Origin of the sequence: Leeuwenhoekiella sp. W20_SRS_FM14 (assembly GCF_052119605.1) — a bacterium.
Classification (GTDB): Bacteria; Bacteroidota; Bacteroidia; order Flavobacteriales; family Flavobacteriaceae; genus Leeuwenhoekiella.
In genome coordinates this window covers 1-21,494 of record NZ_JBGQOK010000007.1, presented here as the reverse complement: position 1 = coordinate 21,494, position 21,494 = coordinate 1, and the positions used below count along the sequence as shown (strand labels likewise).

General features: G+C 37.4%; 18 protein-coding genes and 1 tRNA gene. 14 read left to right on the top strand and 5 right to left on the bottom strand.

The window, feature by feature from the left end; translation table 11 throughout:
- Positions 1-4: 4 nt before the first annotated feature.
- Positions 5-496, bottom strand: coding sequence for a rhodanese-like domain-containing protein (locus ACEN25_RS12745; RefSeq protein ID WP_441803255.1), 492 nt, complete (start codon positions 494-496; stop codon positions 5-7).
- Between the two features lie 194 nt (positions 497-690).
- On the opposite strand from ACEN25_RS12745, the gene ACEN25_RS12740 reads away from it, so the two are divergent.
- The 4 genes from ACEN25_RS12740 to galE all read left to right on the top strand — a co-directional run bounded on the left by ACEN25_RS12740 (position 691) and on the right by galE (position 6,770).
- Positions 691-1,710 carry an aldose epimerase family protein gene (locus ACEN25_RS12740; protein ID WP_441803254.1) on the top strand — a complete coding sequence of 340 codons (1,020 nt, stop codon included), beginning with the start codon at positions 691-693 and terminating at the stop codon, positions 1,708-1,710.
- Complete coding sequence (glpK, locus tag ACEN25_RS12735) at positions 1,703-4,879, top strand: glycerol kinase GlpK (protein WP_441803253.1); 3,177 nt, start codon at positions 1,703-1,705, stop codon at positions 4,877-4,879. The genes ACEN25_RS12740 and glpK overlap by 8 nt, the downstream gene beginning before the upstream one ends.
- 65 nt (positions 4,880-4,944) lie before the next feature.
- Positions 4,945-5,751 (top strand): HAD-IIA family hydrolase, encoded by an 807-nt coding sequence (locus ACEN25_RS12730; protein ID WP_028377512.1) that lies wholly within the window; start codon positions 4,945-4,947, stop codon positions 5,749-5,751.
- On the top strand, positions 5,748-6,770 hold the full coding sequence (gene galE / locus ACEN25_RS12725; RefSeq protein ID WP_441803252.1) for a UDP-glucose 4-epimerase GalE: 1,023 nt from the start codon (positions 5,748-5,750) through the stop codon (positions 6,768-6,770). Before ACEN25_RS12730 ends, galE begins: the two co-directional genes overlap by 4 nt.
- A 69-nt stretch (positions 6,771-6,839) precedes the next feature.
- Here galE and ACEN25_RS12720 read toward each other — a convergent pair whose 3' ends face one another.
- From ACEN25_RS12720 to galK, 3 genes are read right to left on the bottom strand one after another with little or no spacing between them, the layout of a single operon-like run.
- Entirely contained in the window at positions 6,840-7,856 is a 1,017-nt protein-coding gene (locus ACEN25_RS12720; protein WP_441803251.1) for a LacI family DNA-binding transcriptional regulator, read from the bottom strand.
- Between the two features lie 2 nt (positions 7,857-7,858).
- A complete protein-coding gene (locus ACEN25_RS12715) occupies positions 7,859-8,896 on the bottom strand; it encodes a UDP-glucose--hexose-1-phosphate uridylyltransferase (protein WP_441803250.1) in 1,038 nt (345 codons plus the stop codon).
- Between the two features lie 20 nt (positions 8,897-8,916).
- Positions 8,917-10,083, bottom strand: coding sequence for a galactokinase (gene galK / locus ACEN25_RS12710; RefSeq protein WP_441803249.1), 1,167 nt, complete (start codon positions 10,081-10,083; stop codon positions 8,917-8,919).
- A 327-nt stretch (positions 10,084-10,410) separates the two neighbouring features.
- On the opposite strand from galK, the gene ACEN25_RS12705 reads away from it, so the two are divergent.
- Both ACEN25_RS12705 and ACEN25_RS12700 read left to right on the top strand, forming a co-directional pair.
- Positions 10,411-12,060 carry a solute:sodium symporter family transporter gene (locus ACEN25_RS12705; RefSeq protein ID WP_441803248.1) on the top strand — a complete coding sequence of 550 codons (1,650 nt, stop codon included), beginning with the start codon at positions 10,411-10,413 and terminating at the stop codon, positions 12,058-12,060.
- A gap of 85 nt (positions 12,061-12,145) precedes the next feature.
- The gene (locus ACEN25_RS12700) at positions 12,146-12,727 is read left to right on the top strand and encodes a hypothetical protein (protein ID WP_441803247.1); all 582 of its coding nucleotides are present in this window, start codon (positions 12,146-12,148) and stop codon (positions 12,725-12,727) included.
- A gap of 61 nt (positions 12,728-12,788) precedes the next feature.
- Here ACEN25_RS12700 and ACEN25_RS12695 read toward each other — a convergent pair whose 3' ends face one another.
- Positions 12,789-13,934 (bottom strand): acyl-CoA dehydrogenase, encoded by a 1,146-nt coding sequence (locus tag ACEN25_RS12695; protein WP_441803246.1) that lies wholly within the window; start codon positions 13,932-13,934, stop codon positions 12,789-12,791.
- A 198-nt stretch (positions 13,935-14,132) separates the two neighbouring features.
- Here ACEN25_RS12695 and ACEN25_RS12690 point away from each other — a divergent pair, with 198 nt between their 5' ends.
- The 8 genes from ACEN25_RS12690 (at position 14,133) to ACEN25_RS12655 (ending at position 21,493) form a co-directional block, all read left to right on the top strand.
- Positions 14,133-15,209, top strand: coding sequence for an anhydro-N-acetylmuramic acid kinase (locus tag ACEN25_RS12690; protein WP_441803245.1), 1,077 nt, complete (start codon positions 14,133-14,135; stop codon positions 15,207-15,209).
- Positions 15,210-15,275: 66 nt separating this feature from the next.
- Positions 15,276-16,502, top strand: coding sequence for a Glu/Leu/Phe/Val dehydrogenase dimerization domain-containing protein (locus ACEN25_RS12685; protein WP_028377521.1), 1,227 nt, complete (start codon positions 15,276-15,278; stop codon positions 16,500-16,502).
- Between the two features lie 28 nt (positions 16,503-16,530).
- A complete protein-coding gene (gene nhaB, locus ACEN25_RS12680) occupies positions 16,531-18,003 on the top strand; it encodes a sodium/proton antiporter NhaB (protein WP_441803244.1) in 1,473 nt (490 codons plus the stop codon).
- 55 nt (positions 18,004-18,058) lie between these two features.
- On the top strand, positions 18,059-18,763 hold the full coding sequence (locus tag ACEN25_RS12675; protein WP_028377523.1) for a MotA/TolQ/ExbB proton channel family protein: 705 nt from the start codon (positions 18,059-18,061) through the stop codon (positions 18,761-18,763).
- Position 18,764: 1 nt separating this feature from the next.
- Positions 18,765-19,157 (top strand): ExbD/TolR family protein, encoded by a 393-nt coding sequence (locus tag ACEN25_RS12670; RefSeq protein ID WP_028377524.1) that lies wholly within the window; start codon positions 18,765-18,767, stop codon positions 19,155-19,157.
- Positions 19,158-19,304: 147 nt separating this feature from the next.
- The gene (locus ACEN25_RS12665; protein WP_441803243.1) at positions 19,305-20,135 is read left to right on the top strand and encodes an energy transducer TonB; all 831 of its coding nucleotides are present in this window, start codon (positions 19,305-19,307) and stop codon (positions 20,133-20,135) included.
- Complete coding sequence (locus ACEN25_RS12660; RefSeq protein WP_441803242.1) at positions 20,135-21,358, top strand: bifunctional folylpolyglutamate synthase/dihydrofolate synthase; 1,224 nt, start codon at positions 20,135-20,137, stop codon at positions 21,356-21,358. The genes ACEN25_RS12665 and ACEN25_RS12660 overlap by 1 nt, the downstream gene beginning before the upstream one ends.
- A gap of 60 nt (positions 21,359-21,418) precedes the next feature.
- Positions 21,419-21,493 (top strand) — tRNA-Val (locus ACEN25_RS12655).
- Position 21,494 lies beyond the last annotated feature (1 nt).

The window sequence follows — 21,494 nt, the reverse complement described above, 5'->3', positions numbered from 1 at the left end:
AAAATTAATGAACAGCAATGCCTGTTTTTAAATAATCTTCCCAATTTTTTGAAAAAGTATGAACCTTAATGGTTGGTTTGTTATTTGAATCTTTTAAATCGTAACCGGCATCTTTCCATGCAAAAATACCTCCGTAGAGATTATAGATGTTACCTCGCATTTCTTTATTAAGTATCTCACCATAATCTTCACTGCGTATACCCACCGTACAATAAACAACTATAGATTTTTTTGAGTTTATATAATCTTTAAGCAACTCTTTTTGAGGTTTTTCACCCACCCAAATTGCTTGAGGTAGATGGCTCACGTCAAACTCTTCTTTTTTTCGAGTGTCTAAAATTATATAGGTGTCTGATTTCATCTTCAATTCCTGAACAGAAATATAAGGTACACTTTGCGAATTGTAAGTTTGTAACAACTTATCTATAGATTTTTTCTGACCAAAAAATAAAATAGGAGTCAGGAGCAGAAATAAGGTAATTTTTAGAGTAGACATTCTGAAATTTAGGTAGCGTATAAGACTAATTTTATTATAAAAACTTACGAAGAAAAGGAAAGATTGGTTTAAAAAGGACGCAAGTATAGAATAAAAGCTTTATTAGAGCAGTAAACCGAAACAATTTAAACTTATCCTGAAGACTTATTGTGGCAATACATTTTTATATATTTATCCTTATAAAATAATATCTGTTGATTACAATACAACCTTTTGATAAAACACAAGACGGTCGCGCTGTCTTAAGTATACAGTTAAAAAATGCTTCTGGCATGGAGGCACACTTTCTCTCTTATGGAGCGATACTTCAAAAATTAATTGTTCCTACAAGTACCGGTTCTTTTGAAGATGTTGTTCTGGGATTTGAAGATCTAAAATCGTATGAAGAAGACACTTCGTTTATAGGTCAACTTGTGGGGCGTAATGCAAATCGTATAGCGCTTGGAGCGGTTGCCTTAGATGGTAAAAAAGTGTCGCTTTCGGCAAATGAGGGTAATAATCAATTGCATGGTGGTTTTGAATCCTTCGGAAAAAAGCTTTGGGAAGTTGAGAATCTTGGCGATGAGGTGGTTTTTAGTTACACGAGCATTGATGGTGAGGAGGGATTTCCCGGAAATCTGAAAACACAGTTTTTTGTTAAGCTTCAGGAAGATAATGAATTGGTAATGCGTTTTGAAGCAAAAACAGATAAAGAAACGATTGTAAATTTAACCCGGCACGAGTATTTTAACCTTGAAGCAGGGGATAGCGATTCTATTAAAAACCATTATTTAAAAATTAATGCGTCCCATTATTTGCCAAAAACACCAGCGAATGTTCCTTCGGGAGAACTAAGAGCTGTGGCAAATACAGCCTTTGATTTACAAAAAGAAACCCATTTAAAAGAAGCGATTGCGGCTATTGAAGGGGGCTATGACCACAATTATGTTTTAAATCAAAATCGAGGTCAGCAACCCGCAGCTATCTTAATGAGTTCTGATAAAAAGCTACAATTGCATTTACATTGTACACAACCCGGCTTGCAATTTTACAGTGCAAACGGGATGACAAATTTTAAAGGTAAGGGAGTTTCTTTAAAAGGACCTTCGGTGGCGTTGTGTTTAGAACCTCAGCATTTTCCAGATACGCCTAACCACGATAATTTTCCTACTACGGTACTAAAACCTAATGCCGTTTACGAGCATCAAATACGTTATAAATTTTACTATGAGTGATTCTTATATTATAGCATTTGACCAGGGCACCACAAGCACACGGGCAATTTTATTTGATCGTGAGGGTATTGAGGTTGCGATTTCTCAGAAGGAACTTAAACAATACTACCCGCAATCGGGGTGGGTTGAGCACGATCCATTAGATTTATATAATGATCAGAAAGCTGCTTTTGAAGAGGTTCTTTCTAAGGCAAATGTGCCTTTAGATGCAATAAAAGCAATAGGAATTACAAACCAAAGAGAGACCACAGTTGTTTGGGATAAGCATACGGGAGAACCGGTATATAATGCCATCGTCTGGCTCGATAAGCGTACCGAATCTATTTGCGAAATGCTGCGCGAACAGGATCTTGCGCGGTATATTTTAAAAAATACGGGTCTGGTTATAGATAGTTATTTTTCGGCAACCAAGATAAAATGGATTTTAGATAATGTTGAAGGTGCGCGGGCACGTGCAGAAGCCGGTGATTTGCTTTTTGGTACTGTTGATAGTTGGTTGATTTATAAATTCACGGGTAGACACCTTACAGATCATACCAATGCCAGCCGAACGATGCTTTTCAATATTAAAAACCTTGACTGGGATGAAGAGCTGTTAGAGGTCTTAGATATACCGCGTAGTATGCTTCCGCAGGTTCAGGCTTCCTCTTCAGACTTTGGTACATTAAAATTTAAGGAACATTCTTTTCCTATTTACGGAGTAGCAGGTGATCAACAGGCAGCACTTTTTGGGCAGGGAGGTTACAAGTCTGGTATGGCAAAAAGTACCTATGGTACGGGTTGTTTTATGTTACTCAATACGGGTAAGAAGCCTTCGTTTTCTAAAAACGGCTTAATAACAACATTGTGCTGTACGCTGGAAAACGAACCGCACAAATATGCTCTTGAGGGAAGTGTTTTCGTAGGCGGAGCATCGGTACAGTGGTTGCGGGATGCAGTAGGATTAATAGATAATGCTTTAGAAACTGAAGCGATCTGTAAAAGTATTCCGCCACTTAAAGATTTGTTTTTTGTGCCTGCATTTAATGGGATGGGGGCTCCTTACTGGGATAGTGATGCAAAAGGAAGTATACAGGGATTAACATTTAATACCGGTAAAAAGGAGCTTATAAAAGCTACCATAGAGGCGATGGCCTATCAGGTAAGCGATCTTCTTAATGCAATGATAGAAGATAGTGGCAAACAGCTTAAAGAATTAAAAGTTGATGGCGGTGCCTGTGTAAATAATTACCTAATGCAGTTTCAGGCAGATATCCTGGATACAAATGTAGATCGCCCTAAAATGCTTGAAGTTACTGCAATGGGAGCTGCTTTTCTGGCGGGAATTAAAGCCGGAATCTGGACAAAAAAGGACATTGCTTCAGTGCGTAATGTAGATACTATTTTTGAGCCAAATATGGATGTGCGTACGCGTAACCATAAAAAAGAAGGTTGGGAACTGGCTGTAGCACGCACACGTTCTGGCTACGCCGAAACTATTGAGAAAGAGAAGGCTCCGCTACGTTTTAGTATTATAGACCGTAAGCGCTATATCAAAAAAGCAAAATCTAAAAAGTTTGATGTTGTAATTATAGGCGGAGGTGTTACCGGTGCAGGTATCGCACTAGACGCAGCAACGCGAGGAATGAGCGTTTGTTTAATTGAAAAAAATGATTTTGCTTCAGGAACCAGCAATAAAAGTACAAAGTTGGTTCACGGCGGTTTACGCTACCTTAAACAAATGGAAATAGGTCTCGTAAAAGAATCGGGAACAGAGCGCGCTATTGTGCATAAATTAGCGCCACATCTTGTAATCCCAGAAAAAATGCTCCTGCCCCTTATTGAAGGTGGGCAGTATGGTAAGATTTTGACTTCTCTGGGGTTAAAAGTTTATGATTTACTGGCAAATGTAGAAGGTGATGACAAACGGCGTATGCTTACTAAAGAAGAGACGATAGCACGTGAACCTATGCTTGACGAATCTACATTGCTGGGAGGTGGCTATTATGCTGAGTATAGAACAGATGATGCCCGACTTACAATAGAGCTCATTAAAAAAGCAGCAGATTTTGGTGCGATTTGTCTCAATTATACAGAGATGATTGACTTTGTCTACGATCATAAAGGCAAAATCACCAGTGTAACATGTAAAGATCACAATACCTCAAATTTATTTGAAGTTGACGGTAGAACATTTGTTTCTGCAGCCGGACCCTGGGTTGATAAACTAAGGGTAAAGGATGAGTCGATGAATAATAAACACCTGCATCTTACTAAAGGGGTGCATCTTGTTTTTGCAAAAGAAAAGCTGCCGGTACACCAGTCACTTTATTTTGATGTGCCAGATGGCAGAATGATATTTGCTATCCCTCGTGGTAAAACCACCTATGTAGGAACTACAGATACTAACTATTCGGGTAGTTTAGATCGGGTTGTGGCTACACAAGCAGACATTAATTATTTGCTAGATGCAGTTAATCAAACATTTCCAGATATACATTTAGAGGAGTCTGATATCCAATCCAGTTGGGCAGGATTACGCCCACTTATTCACGAAGATGAAAAAGATCCTTCAGAATTGTCAAGAAAAGACGAGACATTTATAAGCCAAAGTGGTTTAATTTCAATAGCCGGCGGAAAGTTAACCGGATATCGTAAAATGGCAAAACGGGTTAGCGATACCGTACTAAAGCAGCTTAAAGACAAATACGCAGGGAAGTTTGAAGAATCGAGAACAGAGCATATAGCACTCACTTCGTATGCGATGCGCAATTCTAAAGAGGTTGCAAACTATCAGAAAAAATTAGCCGATACGCTAAATGTTATGGGCATTGATGATGCAGAGTACAAAGCCTGGTATTTAACTACTACCTACGGAAAGCAAGCGGACCTAATCAAAAACAAAATAAACTATTTTAGAAATCAAGATGCTAATGATCGTCTGTTACGCGCAGAATTATGGTACAGTGTCTATTATGAGATGACTAATAGTCTTGCAGATTTTTTTGTAAGACGTACAGGGAGACTCTACTTTAATATAGATACGGTTTCTCAATACCGCCAGATTGCAGTTGAAGATTTTGTGAATTATTTAGATTGGACAGAGTCACGAGTCGTTCTTGAAAACACAAAACTTGATGAGTTAATATATGATGCAACACACTTTTACGACACAGAATTTAAAGACTAATTTTTAGCGTATATGACTGTTAACTTTGTAATTAAAGGTTATTTTTACGCTTAAATCTACAACTAATGGATAAAGGATTTTTAATAGATATGGATGGGGTTATTTACAGTGGTAATGACTTGATTCCGGGAGCAGATACATTTATAAAAACATTACAGGATCGGGGGATTCCGTTTTTGTTTATGACTAATAATAGTCAACGCAGTCCAATAGACGTTGTCAATAAATTAATCCCAATGGGGATTAAAATTAAGGAAGAAAATGTATACACCAGCGCCATGGCAACAGCGTGGTTTCTGGGCTTTACAAAACCTAATGGTACAGCATATGTTTTAGGAGAAGGTGGGCTATTATCTAGCTTGCATCAAAATGGCTATTCACTTGTGACACAGGATCCCGATTATGTCGTAATTGGCGAGGGGCGCAATTTTACTTTAGAAATGGCAAATAAGGCCGTAGATATGATTCTTGGGGGTGCAAAACTTATTGCAACAAATTTAGATCCTTCACCTATGAAAATAGGCTGGTCTAACCTGGGTATCAAAGCGATTGTGAAGATGATAGAAGAGGCAACGGGAAGAAAGGCATTTTCGGTAGGAAAACCCAGTCCTGTAATGATGCGTGCAGCCAGAAAAAAATTAGGGCTTACCACAGATCAAACTATCGTAATAGGGGATACTATGGATACGGATATTCTAGGCTCTATACAAATGGGATACAAAACGATTCTTACTCTATCTGGTGTTTCTAAGGCTAAGCATATTAACAATTATGCATATGCGCCTGATATGATTATAGACTCTTTAAAAGATTTTAATATTGACGAAGCTTTAGAAAAGCTAAGCGTTGAAAATAACATTTCAGAATTTTGAAAATATTAGTGACAGGAGGTCTTGGTTTTATAGGTTCGCATACGGTTGTAGAGTTACAGAATGCAGGTTATGATGTAGTCATCATTGATGATTTATCAAATGCATCAGAATCTGTTCTAGACGGAATACAAAAAATTACAGGTACAAAACCAGACTTTGAAAAAATAGATCTTCGTGATCGTAATGCCGTTTCGACATTCTTTAAAAAACATTCAGATATATCTGGTGCTATTCACTTCGCAGCTTCTAAAGCTGTGGGAGAGAGTGTAAACAAACCGCTTTTGTATTATGAAAACAATTTGAGTTCATTAATATATCTATTGCAAGAGCTTACAAAAAAAGATACAGCTAATTTTATTTTTAGTTCTTCCTGTACTGTTTATGGGCAGGCAGATGAGTTACCTATAACAGAGAAAGCTCCTGTGAAACCTGCGGAATCTCCTTATGGTAATACCAAGCAAATAGGTGAAGAGATTATAAGAGATACGGCTAAAGTTTACGAAAATTTTAATGCTATTGCTCTGCGCTATTTTAATCCTATAGGTGCACATGAGAGTTGTGAAATAGGAGAGTTGCCTTTAGGGGTGCCGCAAAATTTAGTGCCTTTTATTACACAAACTGCTGCAGGATTACGCAAGGAGCTTTCAGTTTTTGGAAATGATTATCCTACAAATGATGGTACTTGTGTTAGAGATTATATTCACGTAGTAGATCTTGCAAAAGCACACGTTATGGCGTTAACGCGACTAGTTGACGGCAAAAATGAAACTAATTATGAAACTTTCAATCTAGGTACGGGTACCGGTAGTTCTGTACTTGAGGTAATACATACTTTTGAAGAAGTTTCTGGCGTTGATTTGTCATATAAAATTGTTGACCGAAGAGAAGGAGATGTAATAGCTGCTTACGCAGACACGGCAAAAGCTAACGAAGTTCTGGGTTGGAAATCGCAGCTTACATTGGCCGAAGCTTTAAAATCTGCCTGGAATTGGGAGAAAAAAGTTAGAGGAATTGTCTAACTAAAAAAAAGCCTTATTGATACAACAGTAAGGCTTTTTTTATATTCAGTAAAAAGTATAGATCGACTTTTAAACAGTAATTCTTCGGGTACTGTTTCTAACTACAAGTTCGGTTTCAATAACCTCTTGTGAGGGTGCTTTTGCTACTTTTCTATTGATATTTTCTATTGCGATTTGTATTGCTTTTGAACCCATAATTTCAGCTTGTTGCTTAACTGTGGTTACCGAGGGGAAATAGTTTCGTGCTAAATTACCGTCTGTAAAGCCTATAACACTTACATCATTAGGCACCATTAATCCATTTGTACGCAAAGTATTCATCGTATAAATTGCACTAGATTCATCTGTAGTTAAAATGCCATCTATAACGTTATCGCTAATAAATGTGCTGAGATCTTCTTCAAGATTAATAAGACTTGTATTAATTATTTTAGGTAAATTATTTCCGTTTGCTTTAATAGCATCTTCATATCCTGCAAGTCGTTTTTTGCCTACTGAGGTTTTACTTAAACACGACAAGAACGCCACATTTTTACAGCCTATTTCTAACAAATAAGAAGTAGCATCATAAGCCCCTTTATAGTCATTAATAACTACACTGTCACAATCTACTAAAGAACTCACACGGTCAAACATCACTAACGGAATATCATAATAAAGAATGTCATTGAGATGTTCTATTTCTTCAGTCTGCTGGGTTTCTGAAGTAAGACTTATAATAATGGCATCTACCGAAACATCACAAAGCATATTAAGACTTTGTCTTTCTTTTTCAAGCGATTCGTTAGATATACATGTAACTAAATTATAACCATTTTTTCGGGCTTCTTCCTCCATACCCATAAGCACTTTAGCAAAAAAGGTATGTAGTATATTAGGAATAACCACCCCTAGGGTCCTCGTATGGCTATTCTTTAATCCCCTGGCCATCGCATTAGGTCTATACTTTAACTGGCGTGCAGCATTTTTGACAACAATTTTTGTGGCCTCGCTAATTTCTTTACTATCTGCCAGTGCTTTTGATACGGTTGAGATCGAAAGATTTAAATGTTCAGCGATTGCTTTTAAAGTTGTCTTTGTTGCCATTGTTATAGGTTCGTATAATGTGTGTCTGCTAATTTACGTAAAGTTTCTGCAGCCATCTCAGCAGTTATATCTCTTTGTGGAGTTGCAAACATTTCATAGCCTACCATAAATTTTTTAACCGTTGCAGAGCGCAGTAACGGTGGGTAAAATGACATATGAAAATGCCAGGATTCCCAATCCTGACCGTCTGTAGGTGCTTGATGTATACCAGAGCTGTATGGAAAAGATATTTTGAAAAGATTATCGTATTTTATGGTAACAGCTTTAATAATTTTTGCATAATCTAAACGCTCCTTTGCATTAAGACTTAAAATATTACGATGTTGTTGCTTAGGAGCGATCATAACCTCATAAGGCCAAACTGCCCAATAGGGAACAAGTGCTATAAAATATTCGGTTTCAAAAATTATGCGTTCTTTTAACTCAAGTTCTTCTTTGATATAATCTCCTAAAAGACTGGAGTTATTATTTTGCCAGTACTCGCGTTGTTGTTTGTTTTTCTTAACAACCTCTTGTGGTATTGTGCGTTGTGCCCATATCTGACCGTGTGGGTGTGGATTACTACAGCCCATTATAGCACCTTTGTTTTCAAAAATCTGAATATGATTGATATCTGTTTTCTCACTAAGTTGTTTAAACTCGCGTTGCCATAATGCAATAACATCATCAATTGCTTCCACTTGCATAACGGGAAGTGTGAGCGAATGATCTGGTGAGAAACATACCACTTTACAAATACCGCTTTCAGACTCAGCTTTTAAAAGACCCGATTTAAACTTTTCTGCCGGAACATCATTTTTTAATGCTCCAAAATCATTAACAAAAGACCAGGGCTTTTTATACTTTTCATTTTTATGACCTCCTGCACGTTCGTTACCGGGGCATAAGTAACAATGGGGATCATAACTGGGTCGAACCTCGCTGGTTATTTCTTCTTCTTTTCCCTGCCAGGGGCGCTTTGTTCTATGCGGAGAAACAAGGACCCATTCTCCTGTAAGTATATTGTATCTTCTGTGTGAATTATCATTAAAATCTACCATGGGATTTATACTTTTTTATTTTAAACACGCTCTCCACCGTTTGAAGGCATTGCTGTGAAAGCAGTTAAATTAAGACTGAATTTTTTGTAATATGCTTCTTTTGCTGATGCCACGTATTCTTCAACCGCATCTTGATGAATGAGGTTAATAGTGCAACCACCAAAACCACCGCCCATCATTCGGCAACCTAAGATCGCCTCATTATCTTTAGAAAATTCAGTTAAAAAATCAAGTTCTTTACAACTCACTTCATATTTATTTTGAAGCCCGTCGTGCGAAGCGTACATCAGTTTTCCAAAAGTACATAAATCATTGTTTTCTAATGCGGTAGCAGCTTGAGTAACTCGTAGATTTTCTTCAACTACATATTCGCATCGCGCATAGATGGTAGCGTCAAATTCAGATTTATATTCTCTAAGTTGTTCTAGAGAAATATGGCGTAGCGAATCGATCTCGGGATACCATTTTTTAAGCAATGCAACTCCTTTTTCACACTCTTCTCTGCGTACATTATATTCGCTAGTAGAGAGACTATGCGAGACATTTGTGTTTAATAAAAGAAGTTTATAGGGTTCTATAGCAAAAGGTAACAACTCATATTCTAAGCTTTCGCAGTCGAGTTTTATAACATGGTTTTCTACACTCATTACAGATGCAAATTGATCCATAATACCACATTTTGTACCTACGTAGTTATGCTCAGCTAATTGAGAAAGTTTGACGATTTCTAATTTAGTCAGCTTGAGGTCAAAAAGCTCGTTAATACCCATAGCGAGGCCACACTCGAGTGCTGCAGAAGAACTTATGCCTGCTCCCATAGGTAGGTTACTTAACATTAAACAATCAAAACCTTCTAATGATTTGCCTAACTTTTTGATTTCTTCCACTACACCTATAATATAATGCGTCCACTCAGCATCATTAAGGTTAGTATTGTTTATGTCAAAATTATAAGTCGTGTTATAGTTTAAACTGCTGATGCTACAAAACGATTTTGAACCATTTTTTCTTAAATGAAATTGAATCGTTTTATCTATTGCTGTGGGCATTACAAAACCATTATTATAGTCTGTATGCTCACCTATAAGATTCACTCTGCCTGGAGAGTTAATCACAACATCTGCTTTAAATTGACCTATCTGGGCAAGGTATTCTGGAGATTGCGCCAGTGAATATTGATTTTGCAAAATATTTTTTTATTAGAGTTAAATAGAGTCAGAACAAAGATACATAACTTTAAGCGTATATTGTACATTTAAAGTTATTTCATACTATTTTATAGAAAATGGTGTAAAATGACGCTTAAGATACGGGATAGCGTATTTACTAATGATTTTAAGTGTTTAAATGAACACTTAAAAACGTGTAAATTTTATTATTCAAAGGGTCAATTTGTCACCTTAAATTCATGTAGCATTGCTCAAAATGCGTTACTTTACACCTCGATAAAATAATTACATCGTTTTCTTATAACTGTCTAAAAATGTGCGAAAACGATTTTTTAAATTCTAACCATGACTATAATTTCTTTTTTAGCATTTACAATTTTAGTGGCTCTGGTATCCTGGCTTGCGGTAAGAAAGCAAGACGAAAGTACTTCAGACGGATATTTTTTAGGCGGCAGAAGTTTAACTGCTGGTGTTATTGCGGGATCCTTATTACTTACAAACCTTTCGACAGAACAAATCGTAGGTCTTAATGGAAGTGCCTATAAAGACGGATTGTCTGTAATGGCCTGGGAAACGCTTGCTGCGATATCAATTGTGGTTACCGCTATTTTCTTACTTCCGCGGTATTTGAAAGGAGGTTTAACTACAGTTCCTCAATTTCTAGCGCAACGTTTTGACGTTTCTACAAAAACCATTACCTCTGTTTTGTTTCTATCTGGTTATGTGGTAGTGCTACTTCCGGTAATTTTATACTCGGGATCTGTAGCTTTAAGCGGAATGTTTAATGTGCCAGAACGTTTAGGCGTGTCTGATACCACGGCTTTAGTTATTTGTATCTGGGGAATTGGAATTATAGGTTCTATATATGCCGTTTTTGGAGGTTTGAAAGCAGTAGCCGTTTCTGATAGTATCAATGCAGTTGGTTTAATTATAGGAGGGGTTTTAATTCCGGTTTTTGGTTTGATGGCAATAGGTGACGGAAGCGTTATGAATGGTCTTACAGTATTAGTAGATTCTGACCCTGGTCGATTTGACTCTACCGGTGAACCTGGTCAGGAAGTGCCTTTTTCTACCATTTTTACAGGTATGATGCTTGTGCAATTATTTTACTGGGGTACAAACCAGCAAATCATTCAGCGAGGTCTGGGAGCAAAAAACCTTGCAGAAGGTCAAAAAGGACTTTTATTAGCTGCATTTTTAAAAATATTGGGGCCTATCATTTTAGTATTACCGGGTATGATTGCTTACTATTATTTTGAAGGAGGTCTTTCAAGTAGTGATTTAGCTTATCCTGAATTAGTGCGAGCGGTGTTGCCAAAACCATTAGTAGGTTTCTTTGCAGCTGTACTTTTTGGAGCGATATTAAGTTCATTTAACAGTGTGCTCAACAGTTCGGTTACCTTGTTTGGTATAGATATTTACAAGCAGCATGTTAATAAGGAGGCTCCTGAAGCAACCGTAGTGAAATACGGAAAAATATTTGGGGTGTGTCTTGCTTTAGCCGCGATGTTTATTGCACCATTTATAGCAAATGCAGGAAGTTTGTTTAGCTATCTGCAAGAGATAAACGGTATTTACAGTATTCCTATTTTTACAATAATCGTAGTAGGTTATTTAACGAAGAGAGTTCCTGCAATAGCAGCAAAAATTGGAATTATTAGTGGGTCATTAATGTATATAATTAGTCAGTTTGTATTAAAACCTAAATTGATAAATGATGCAGTCGAAGCAGCAAAGGCTAGCGGAATTACAGATGCAGAAGCTCTACATATGGTTGAGGTAGGTGCATACCCGCATTATCTGCACGTAATGGCTATGCTATTTATAGCAAACATTGTGATTATGCTCATAATAGGTAAATTATATCCTCGGAAAGAACCGTTTGTACTAGAGTATACGAAGCAGGTTTCTATAGAACCTTACAAGTATGTAAAACAGGTAGGTATTGTAATATGCTTAATTGTAGTAGGTATTTATATATATTTTGCGAAGTAAAAGAGTAAAAACCTATAAAAAAAGCCCCATTTCGGGGCTTTTTTTATAGGTTTAAGTCATTCATCAATAAAAAATTAGAAATATCATGTTTAGAAAAGTATTCGTCATTCAGGCGGTAATAGCCTTATTTGCTTTTTCCACAAATGCACAAACTACCCAGAATGTTTCCGTAGAAAAGTCTATTTGGGGTGTTCAAACCGGGTTACTAGGAATATGGGGAAATAATGAATCAAGACTTTCAGAAACTATCGCATTGCGCTCAGAATTAGGTTTGAATGGAGGTTTTGCCGCGGGTACTTTTGTAGAAGATGGTTTTCAGTGGGTGTTAGCGCCTACTCTAAATATTGAACCCAGGTGGTACTATAATATGAGAAAGCGGGCTGCTAAAGGGAAAATAACAGAAAAAAATACAGCTAATTTTTTCGGTTTAAAAACTGCCTATAATCCTGATTGGTTTTTAATAAGTAGTTCAGCAAATAATTCTGTAATAGAATCGCTAACGATTACCGCTCAATGGGGAATTGAGAGAACGCTCTGGCAACATTTCACGTATGAAGTAGGTCTCGGTTTGGGTTATGGAGTTGAATTTTGGAAGCAAAAGGGTTTTTCTGAAAATGAACACCTTATTGTAGGTAATTTACTTTTGCGCTTGGGATACACGTTTTAAAAATGCTTTTAAAATAAAAAAGACCCGATAAAGGGTCTTTTTTTAGTATTAACGTATAAATCTATTTAGAATCGAGTAACCCTCGAGAGATTACAATTTTCTGAATCTCTGAAGTACCTTCGTAAATCTGTGTGATTTTTGCATCACGCATAAGACGTTCTACGTGGTATTCTTTTACAAAGCCATTACCACCATGAACCTGTACCGCTTCTACAGAAACATCCATAGCAACTTGAGAGGCATATAACTTTGCTCTGGCGCTTGAGATATCATAGTTGTTGCCTTGATCTTTATCCCATGCAGCTTTCATAACCAGATGACGGGCAGCTTCAATAGAGACATCCATATCTGCAAGTTTAAATGCGATAGCCTGGTGGTTGCAGATTTCAGTACCAAAAGCTTTACGCACTTTAGAATAATCGCGTGCCAACTCATAAGCTCCTGCTGCGATACCTAGAGCCTGCGCAGCAATACCTATGCGACCACCACTAAGCGTTTTCATGGCAAACTTAAAGCCAAAGCCATCTTCACCTATTCTATTTTCTTTAGGCACTTTTACATCGTTAAAAATTAGAGAGTGTGTATCGCTTCCTCTAATTCCTAATTTTTGCTCTTTAGGGCCTATTTCAAAACCTTCCCAGCCTTTTTCAACAATAAAAGCATTTATTCCTCTGTGCTTCTTGTCTTTATCAGTTTGCGCTATTACCAGATAATAATCTGCAGAGCCGCCATTTGTGATCCAGTTTTTTGTACCATTTAAAATATAATGGTCTCCTTTATCGATTGCGGTAGTTTTTTGAGAAGTAGCATCACTACCGGCTTCGGGTTCACTTAAACAGAATGCGCCTAGTTTTTCTCCTGTAGTAAGTTGAGATAGGTATTTTTCTTTTTGAGCCTGAGTTCCATATTGTGAAAGCCCATAATTAACAAGGCTGTTATTTACAGAAACAATCACAGATGCAGAGGCATCTATTTTAGAAAGTTCTTCCATAACCAGTACATAAGAAATAGTATCCATACCGCCACCGCCAAACTCGGTAGGAGCCATCATACCTAAAAATCCCATATCGCCCATTTTTTTAATAAGCTCTTTAGGGAAATGTTGTTTTTCGTCGCGCTCTATAACGCCCGGTAACAATTCGTTTTGTGCAAATTCACGAGCTGCATCTCGTATCATTACGTGTTCTTCACTCAAGCTAAAATCCATAACCAATTTTTGATTAATAACTAATTTTTCCTTTATACCTTAGTCTGCAAAATAGTCTATTTACTATGCTTGCATAGTACTTTGCAAAATAAGTCAATTTTATTGTAGAAAATTCAATAAATAAAATTAAATATGGTGAAATTTACGATTTTAATAGAAAATATCTAATATATTAAGAATAGTTATAGTTAAAGAGCCTTGAATAGTACAAGATATACAGTTTTAGGAGTTATGAGTGGTACCTCGCTTGATGGGGTTGACCTTGCGTATATACGATTTACAAAGAAAGATAACTGGGAATATGAGTTACTTGATTGTGAGACAATCGCCTACGAGTCTTCCTGGGTGGTGCGATTGCGTGATGCGGTAAGTCAATCTCGAGATGCATTACAGGAGCTCGATTTGTTATACACAGAATATCTTGCAACACTTATAAATGATTTTAGAAAACGACACCCATTAAAAGATCTTGACATCATTGCTTCTCATGGGCATACCATTTTACATCAGCCAGATCAAGGTTATACCTATCAGATAGGTAATTTGCCACAGCTTGCGAAGCTTTGCAACATATTAGTGGTTTGCGATTTTAGAGTTGAAGATGTTGCATTAGGCGGTCAGGGGGCTCCTTTGGTTCCTATAGGGGATGCATTGCTTTTTAATAACTATGGAGCTTGTTTAAATATAGGTGGCTTTGCTAATATTTCTTTTTCAGAAAATAATACGCGTATCGCATATGATATTTGTGCAACAAATATTGTCCTAAATAGTTTAACTATTAAGTTGGGCTTTGATTTTGATAAAGATGGTGAGATTGCGGCATCGGGAACAATTGATCAGGCACTTTTAGATAAATTAAATACCCTTCCGTTTTATAAACAGAACTATCCAAAATCATTAGGTCTAGAATGGGTAAAAGCTACTGTCTTTCCTATTTTGGAGCAATCAGGATTAGCTATTGAAGATCGTATAGCAACTTATACAGAGCATATGGCTGTTCAACTAGCTCATGTTCTTAAAAACTGTAAAGCTATAACACCATCAAACGGAGTTTTGGTTACCGGTGGTGGTGCCTATAATGCGCATTTAATGCAGCGACTCGAAGAATTATCGGGCCTAAAAATTACAAGGGCAGCTCCTAAAATGGTAGAATTTAAAGAAGCGCTCATCTTTGGTTTTATGGGAGTTTTGCGATTGCGTAACACTATCAACGTGTTGCGTAGTGTGACAGGAGCTTCTAAAGATCACTGTGCAGGAAAGCTGTATTCACCTTAATTTAATACGAAAACTATAGGGAAAACCGCCTAAGTAGTTATATTTGTCAACCTTCTAAATTATTTAATGAAAGAATTACTAAAACGTTACGAAACTAAAGAACCAGAGATTGTTTTTCACTGGAATGACCCCGAGACCGAAGCAGAAGGCTGGACGGTGATCAATTCGTTACGCGGTGGTGCTGCCGGTGGTGGTACGCGCATGCGAAAAGGTCTTGATCGCAATGAAGTGCTTTCGCTTGCTAAAACTATGGAAGTTAAATTCACAGTTTCTGGCCCGGCAATAGGTGGTGCAAAAAGTGGAATTAACTTTGATCCTAACGACCCTCGTAAAAAAGGAGTTTTAGAGCGCTGGTACGCTGCAGTGTCGCCATTACTTAAAAGTTATTACGGTACCGGTGGCGATCTTAATGTAGATGAGATTCATGAGGTTATTCCCATTACGGAAGAAAGTGGTGTTTGGCATCCGCAGGAAGGTGTTTTTAATGGCCACTTTAGACCTACCGAAGCAGATAAAATTAACCGTATAGGTCAATTACGACAAGGTGTAATTAAAGTATTGGAGAATCAAAACTTTTCTCCAGATGTATCCAGAAAATATACTGTTGCAGATATGATCACCGGATATGGTGTTGCTGAAGCGGCTAAACATTTTTACGATATTTATGGTGGAAATATCGAAGGGAAAAGAGCTGTAATACAGGGTTTTGGTAATGTAGGTTCTGCCGCAGCTTACTACCTGGCGCAGCAAGGCGCTAAAATTGTGGGAATTATAGATGCCGCAGGCGGACTTATAAAAGAAGAAGGATTTTCTTTTGAGGAAATAAAAGAGCTTTTTCTAAATAAAAACGGAAATAAATTACACGCAGATAATTTGATTCCCTTTGATGAGGTGAATGAAAAGATCTGGACTATTAAAACGGAGATATTTGCACCTTGCGCAGCATCACGCCTGGTTAAAAAAGAGCAGATAGATGCGATGATCAAAGCTGGTCTTGAAGTGATTTCCTGTGGTGCAAACGTGCCATTTGCAGATAAAGAAATTTTCTTTGGTTCTATTATGGAACATACCGATGAGCAAGTTTCGGTTATACCAGATTTTATATCTAATTGTGGTATGGCACGTGTTTTTGCTTATTTTATGGAGCGTCGTGTACAAATGACCGATGAGGCCATTTTTAGCGACACCTCACAAACCATACGCGATGCCATTCAGAATACATACAATCACAACAGCAGTAATAAGAATATTAGCCGCACCGCATTTGAAATAGCATTGCAGCAGCTTATTTAAATAATCATTAACCAACAACTAAACACACATGTTAAAATATTTTTTGGGTAGCAGCCCACGCTGGTTTAAGTTAGCTATGGTAGCTTTCTTAGTTTTTAATGTTTTTGCTTACTTCACACTGGGACCTATGGTAACAGCCTGGATTTTTATAGGCGAATTCATCTTTACACTTGCAATGGCTTTGAAGTGTTATCCACTTCAGTCTGGAGGTATTCTTGCTTTAGAGGCTTTAATATTAGGACTTACCACCCCTGATGCCGCTTATGCAGAAGTTGCTCAAAACTTAGAAGTGGTATTGCTTTTAGTGTTTATGGTAGCGGGTATTTATTTTATGAAGCCGATGCTGATGTTTATTTTCAGTAAGGTGTTTACTAAAATAAAATCAAAAGCTGTTCTATCTATGCTATTTGTTTTCTTAGCAGCTTTGCTTTCAGCCTTCTTAGATGCTTTAACTGTAACTGCTGTATTAATAAGTGTTGCGGTAGGTTTTTATGGAGTTTATCACAAAATACATTCTAGCGCAACTGCAGATTATGATGAAGATTCTGTATTAGATAGAAAAGCTTTAAGTGGAGAGACTTTAGAGCAGTTTAGAGGTTTCTTACGTAGTTTGATTATGCATGGTGTTGTAGGTACTGCTCTAGGTGGTGTTTGTACACTGGTAGGAGAGCCTCAAAACTTATTAATAGGTGAGAAATTAGGTTGGGAATTTGTTGAATTTTTTCAGCGTATGGCACCTATCACGATACCTGTATTAATTTGCGGTTTATTAACAACTCTTATTCTTGAAAAGACTAAAACCTTTGGTTTTGGAGCAAAACTTCCTGATGTTGCCCGTACTATTATAGAAAAATATACCGAAGAGGAAGATGAGAAACGAACTCCAAAAGAAGCTTTTGGTCTATGGGTACAAGGAGTTTCAGCGATACTTTTAATATTAAGTTTAGCATTACACTTAGCTCCTGTAGGTTTTATAGGTTTATTCTTAATCGTAGTACAAACTGCATTTATGGGTATTACAGATGAGCACAGTTTAGGTAAAGCTTTTGAAGAAGCATTACCATTTACAGGTCTTTTAGTAGTATTCTTTGTAATTGTTGCGATGATTCACGATCAGCATCTATTTACACCTATTATAGATTATGTATTAAGCCTTCCTGTAGATGCACAGCCCTCTATGTTTTATTTAGCAAATGGGGTATTATCGATGATTAGTGATAACGTATTTGTTGCTACGGTTTACATTAATGAAGTTCAGGTTGCTTATGATGCAGGTAATATAACCAGAGAACAGTTTAATCACCTGGCAGTAGCAATTAATACAGGAACAAACCTTCCTAGTGTTGCAACGCCTAATGGTCAGGCAGCATTCTTATTTCTTCTAACTTCTTCACTGGCACCGTTAATTAACTTGTCTTATGGTAAGATGGTGAAGATGGCATTACCTTATACTATTGTTTTAGGAGGTGTAGGATTAGCAGGAGTTTATTTTCTACTTTAAGCATATAATTAAAATCTAATTTACTCGTTAACCATATAACTAATTAATAAAAACTATGCTTACACTCTTGTTGCAAGAAGGTGCAGATACGCTACCATCACTTGCTGCCGAAGAAGAACCGGTAGAAAAAACCCTTTCTCTTTTTGACTTGTTAATGAGCGGTGGCCTTCCCGGTCAGATCATTATCGTTGTTCTTTTTGTTTTACTTTTTGTAGCAATTTACATTTACTTTGAGCGTCTTTTTGCAATTAAAGCAGCTTCCCAGATGGATAGCAACTTTATGAATCAAATTAAAGATAACGTTGCTAATGGTAATATAGAGGCAGCAAAAATTTTATGTGCACAGCAAAACAGTCCGGTTTCAAGATTAACAGCAAAAGGCATTAGTCGTATTGGTAGTCCGTTAGAAGATATTAATACCGCTATAGAAAACTCTGGTAAGCTTGAGGTTTACAGACTAGAAAAAAACGTGAGTGTATTAGCCACGATTGCAGGAGTAGGACCTATGATAGGTTTTTTAGGTACTGTTATAGGTATGGTATTGGCATTTCACCAGTTAGCAACAAGCAGTGGTCAGGCAGAAATGGGTAACCTTGCAGAAGGTATTTACACAGCTATGACAACTACCGTCGCAGGTCTTATAGTGGGTATCATAGCATATATGGGATATAACCATCTAGTAGTGCGTACAGATAAAGTAGTACACCAGATGGAGGCTACAGCTGTTGACTTTTTAGACATGTTAAACGAGCCGGCATAATATGAATCTACGCGGAAGAAATAAAGTAAGCCCTGAGTTTAGTATGAGCTCCATGACAGATATTGTATTTCTGTTACTGGTTTTCTTTCTGCTAACGTCACCGGCAATTACGCCAGATGCATTAGATCTTATTTTACCAAAGGCTAAAGGAAAGACCAGTAACCAACAGAATCTATCGGTAAGTATTACTAAAGATCTTGATATTTATGTGAATAAGGAGCGTGTTACTCAAGCTAATCTTGAATCGTTTATAAATAGCGAATTAGTGGGGGTAGAAGATCCTACGATTATATTAAGGGCAGAAGAGGGAGTTCCTATAGAAGAGGCTGTAACCGTTATGGATATTGCAAACCGTAACAAGTATAAGATTGTTTTAGCAGTAAGGCCTAACTAATTATAGGGCGTTACGGCTAAGGCCGTCAGGCTTTCGGCTGTATCTTTTTTAATCTTTTTAATGATAAAAAAAGGATGCCGCCTCTATCCTTAACGCAAACAAGAGCAGCATTTATAACATAAATAATACCCTTAATAAATCGCCATATTGAGCTTTTTAAACACAAAATATAAACGTAAATCCTTTACCATAACAAGCATTTTGTATGCATTGTTATTGGTTGTTTTATTTTTTGCAGGATTAAAATATTTAGATCCACCACCAGAAAGTGGTATTGCTATTAATTTTGGCACTTCAGATGTAGGGTCTGGTACAATTCAGCCCACAGAGGCGATTCAATCTGCTCCTCGTAATGCAACGCCAGAACCTCAAACGCAGCAATCTACAGAGCTTAAAGAGGAAGTAGTTACCCAGGATGTTGAGGAAGCTCCCGTAATTAAAAACGAACCCAAAAAGGAAATCAAAAAACCGGTTACTGAGCAGCCTAAAAAGGTGGTGACAAAACCTGTTGAAGCTAAAAAACCAGATCCTAAACCAGATAAATCTACTACAGATGCGCTTTCAAGCATTCTTAACGGACCAAAAAGTAATGGTACCGCAAGTGGTGGTGAAGGTGATGATAATAAGGCAGGTGATAAGGGTGATCCTAACGGCGATCCTAATGCATCGAGTTACTACGGTACAGGAAAAGGACTTGATGGTGATGGTAATTACCAATTGGGAGGGCGTAAAGCCTTAAGCAAACCTAAACGTGTGCAAGAATGTAATGAGGCCGGTATTGTGGTTGTGAGCATAGAGGTTGATCGTAATGGGAATGTTATTAAAGCAACTCCAGGAGTACGAGGTACAACAAATAATAGTAGATGTTTATTAGACCCTGCGCGAGCTGCTGCAATGGCAACAAAATTTAATGGAGATACAGATGCTCCATCACGCCAAATAGGCAAAATCGTCTATAAGTTTAGCTTATCAGAATAATGAATTACGATGAAACGCTGCACTGGATGTTTGGGAGACTTCCCATGTTTCAGCGTCAGGGCGCTGCAGCTTATAAAAATAATCTCGATAATATTTTACTTCTAAGTGAGCACTTAGGAAATCCTCACAAGCATTTTAAGAGTATCCATATTGCCGGTACAAATGGCAAGGGCTCAACGAGTCATATGATTGCATCTGTATTGCAGGAAGCGGGCTATTCAACAGGGTTGTATACATCCCCTCACTTAAAAGATTTTAGAGAACGCATTCGGGTTAATGGCGTGATGGCAGAAGAGTCATTTGTAATTCAGTTTATAGAAAAGCATAAGCAGTTTCTCGAAGCGAATGAGCTGTCATTTTTTGAACTTACTGTAGGAATGGCTTTTCAATATTTTGCAGAAAGGCAGGTTGATATAGCTGTTGTAGAAGTAGGACTGGGTGGGCGGCTTGATGCAACAAATATTATAACGCCACTACTTTCAGTTATAACAAATATAGGCTTAGATCATACTGCCTTTTTGGGTACAACTTTATCGCAAATAGCCGGAGAAAAAGCAGGAATTATAAAAAATGGCATTCCGGTAGTTATAGGTGAGCGGCAAGACGATACAACAGCCGTTTTTAAAGCTAAAGCCTTACAAAATGAAGCTCCTTTATATTATACAGATGAGTCACATTATCCGGAATTAGAGAGTGAGTTAAAAGGTAGTTATCAGCAAAAGAATAAGCAAACTGTACAAAAAGCAATTGAAGTTTTAAATAACAACACAGATTTTAAAATTTCTCAAGTTGCATTAGAAACAGGTATAAAACGTGTAGTCACAAACACTGGTCTGTTAGGAAGATGGCAGGTTCTGCAAGAATTTGGTCCTAAAATTATTTGTGATACCGGTCATAACGCCGAAGGTTTGATGTATGTCACTGCGCAGCTAAAAGAGGAGCAATTTAATCAGCTTCATATTGTATTAGGAGTAGTGTCTGACAAAGAATTGAGTACTGTACTGCCGTTATTTCCTAAACACGCGCACTATTATTTTAGCAAACCGGAAGGGCCTCGTGGTCTTGATGAGTCAATTCTACAAGAAAAAGCTGCGCATTTTGATTTGCAAGGAAATAAATATGAAAATATTTCAGAAGCTTTTAAAGCGGCAAAACGTACTTCAAAACCTGATGATCTGATATTTATAGGCGGAAGTACATTTGTAGTTGCAGAAGTGATTTAATTATTTTTAGAAAAAGTGTTTGGTATATTTAAAAGTTGGTTTATATTTGCACCCGCTAAAGGGCAATTAGCTCAGTTGGTTCAGAGCACCTCGTTTACACCGAGGGGGTCGGGGGTTCGAATCCCTCATTGCCCAC

Coding starts and splice junctions, on each gene's coding strand:
- ACEN25_RS12715 (WP_441803250.1), bottom strand. CDS start 8,896: ATGGTAGATTTTAATGATAATTCACACAGAAGATACAATATACTTACA.
- ACEN25_RS12705 (WP_441803248.1), top strand. CDS start 10,411: ATGACTATAATTTCTTTTTTAGCATTTACAATTTTAGTGGCTCTGGTA.
- glpK (WP_441803253.1), top strand. CDS start 1,703: ATGAGTGATTCTTATATTATAGCATTTGACCAGGGCACCACAAGCACA.
- ACEN25_RS12695 (WP_441803246.1), bottom strand. CDS start 13,934: ATGGATTTTAGCTTGAGTGAAGAACACGTAATGATACGAGATGCAGCT.
- ACEN25_RS12685 (WP_028377521.1), top strand. CDS start 15,276: ATGAAAGAATTACTAAAACGTTACGAAACTAAAGAACCAGAGATTGTT.
- ACEN25_RS12660 (WP_441803242.1), top strand. CDS start 20,135: ATGAATTACGATGAAACGCTGCACTGGATGTTTGGGAGACTTCCCATG.
- ACEN25_RS12730 (WP_028377512.1), top strand. CDS start 4,945: ATGGATAAAGGATTTTTAATAGATATGGATGGGGTTATTTACAGTGGT.
- ACEN25_RS12745 (WP_441803255.1), bottom strand. CDS start 496: ATGTCTACTCTAAAAATTACCTTATTTCTGCTCCTGACTCCTATTTTA.
- ACEN25_RS12720 (WP_441803251.1), bottom strand. CDS start 7,856: ATGGCAACAAAGACAACTTTAAAAGCAATCGCTGAACATTTAAATCTT.
- ACEN25_RS12670 (WP_028377524.1), top strand. CDS start 18,765: ATGAATCTACGCGGAAGAAATAAAGTAAGCCCTGAGTTTAGTATGAGC.
- ACEN25_RS12700 (WP_441803247.1), top strand. CDS start 12,146: ATGTTTAGAAAAGTATTCGTCATTCAGGCGGTAATAGCCTTATTTGCT.
- nhaB (WP_441803244.1), top strand. CDS start 16,531: ATGTTAAAATATTTTTTGGGTAGCAGCCCACGCTGGTTTAAGTTAGCT.
- ACEN25_RS12675 (WP_028377523.1), top strand. CDS start 18,059: ATGCTTACACTCTTGTTGCAAGAAGGTGCAGATACGCTACCATCACTT.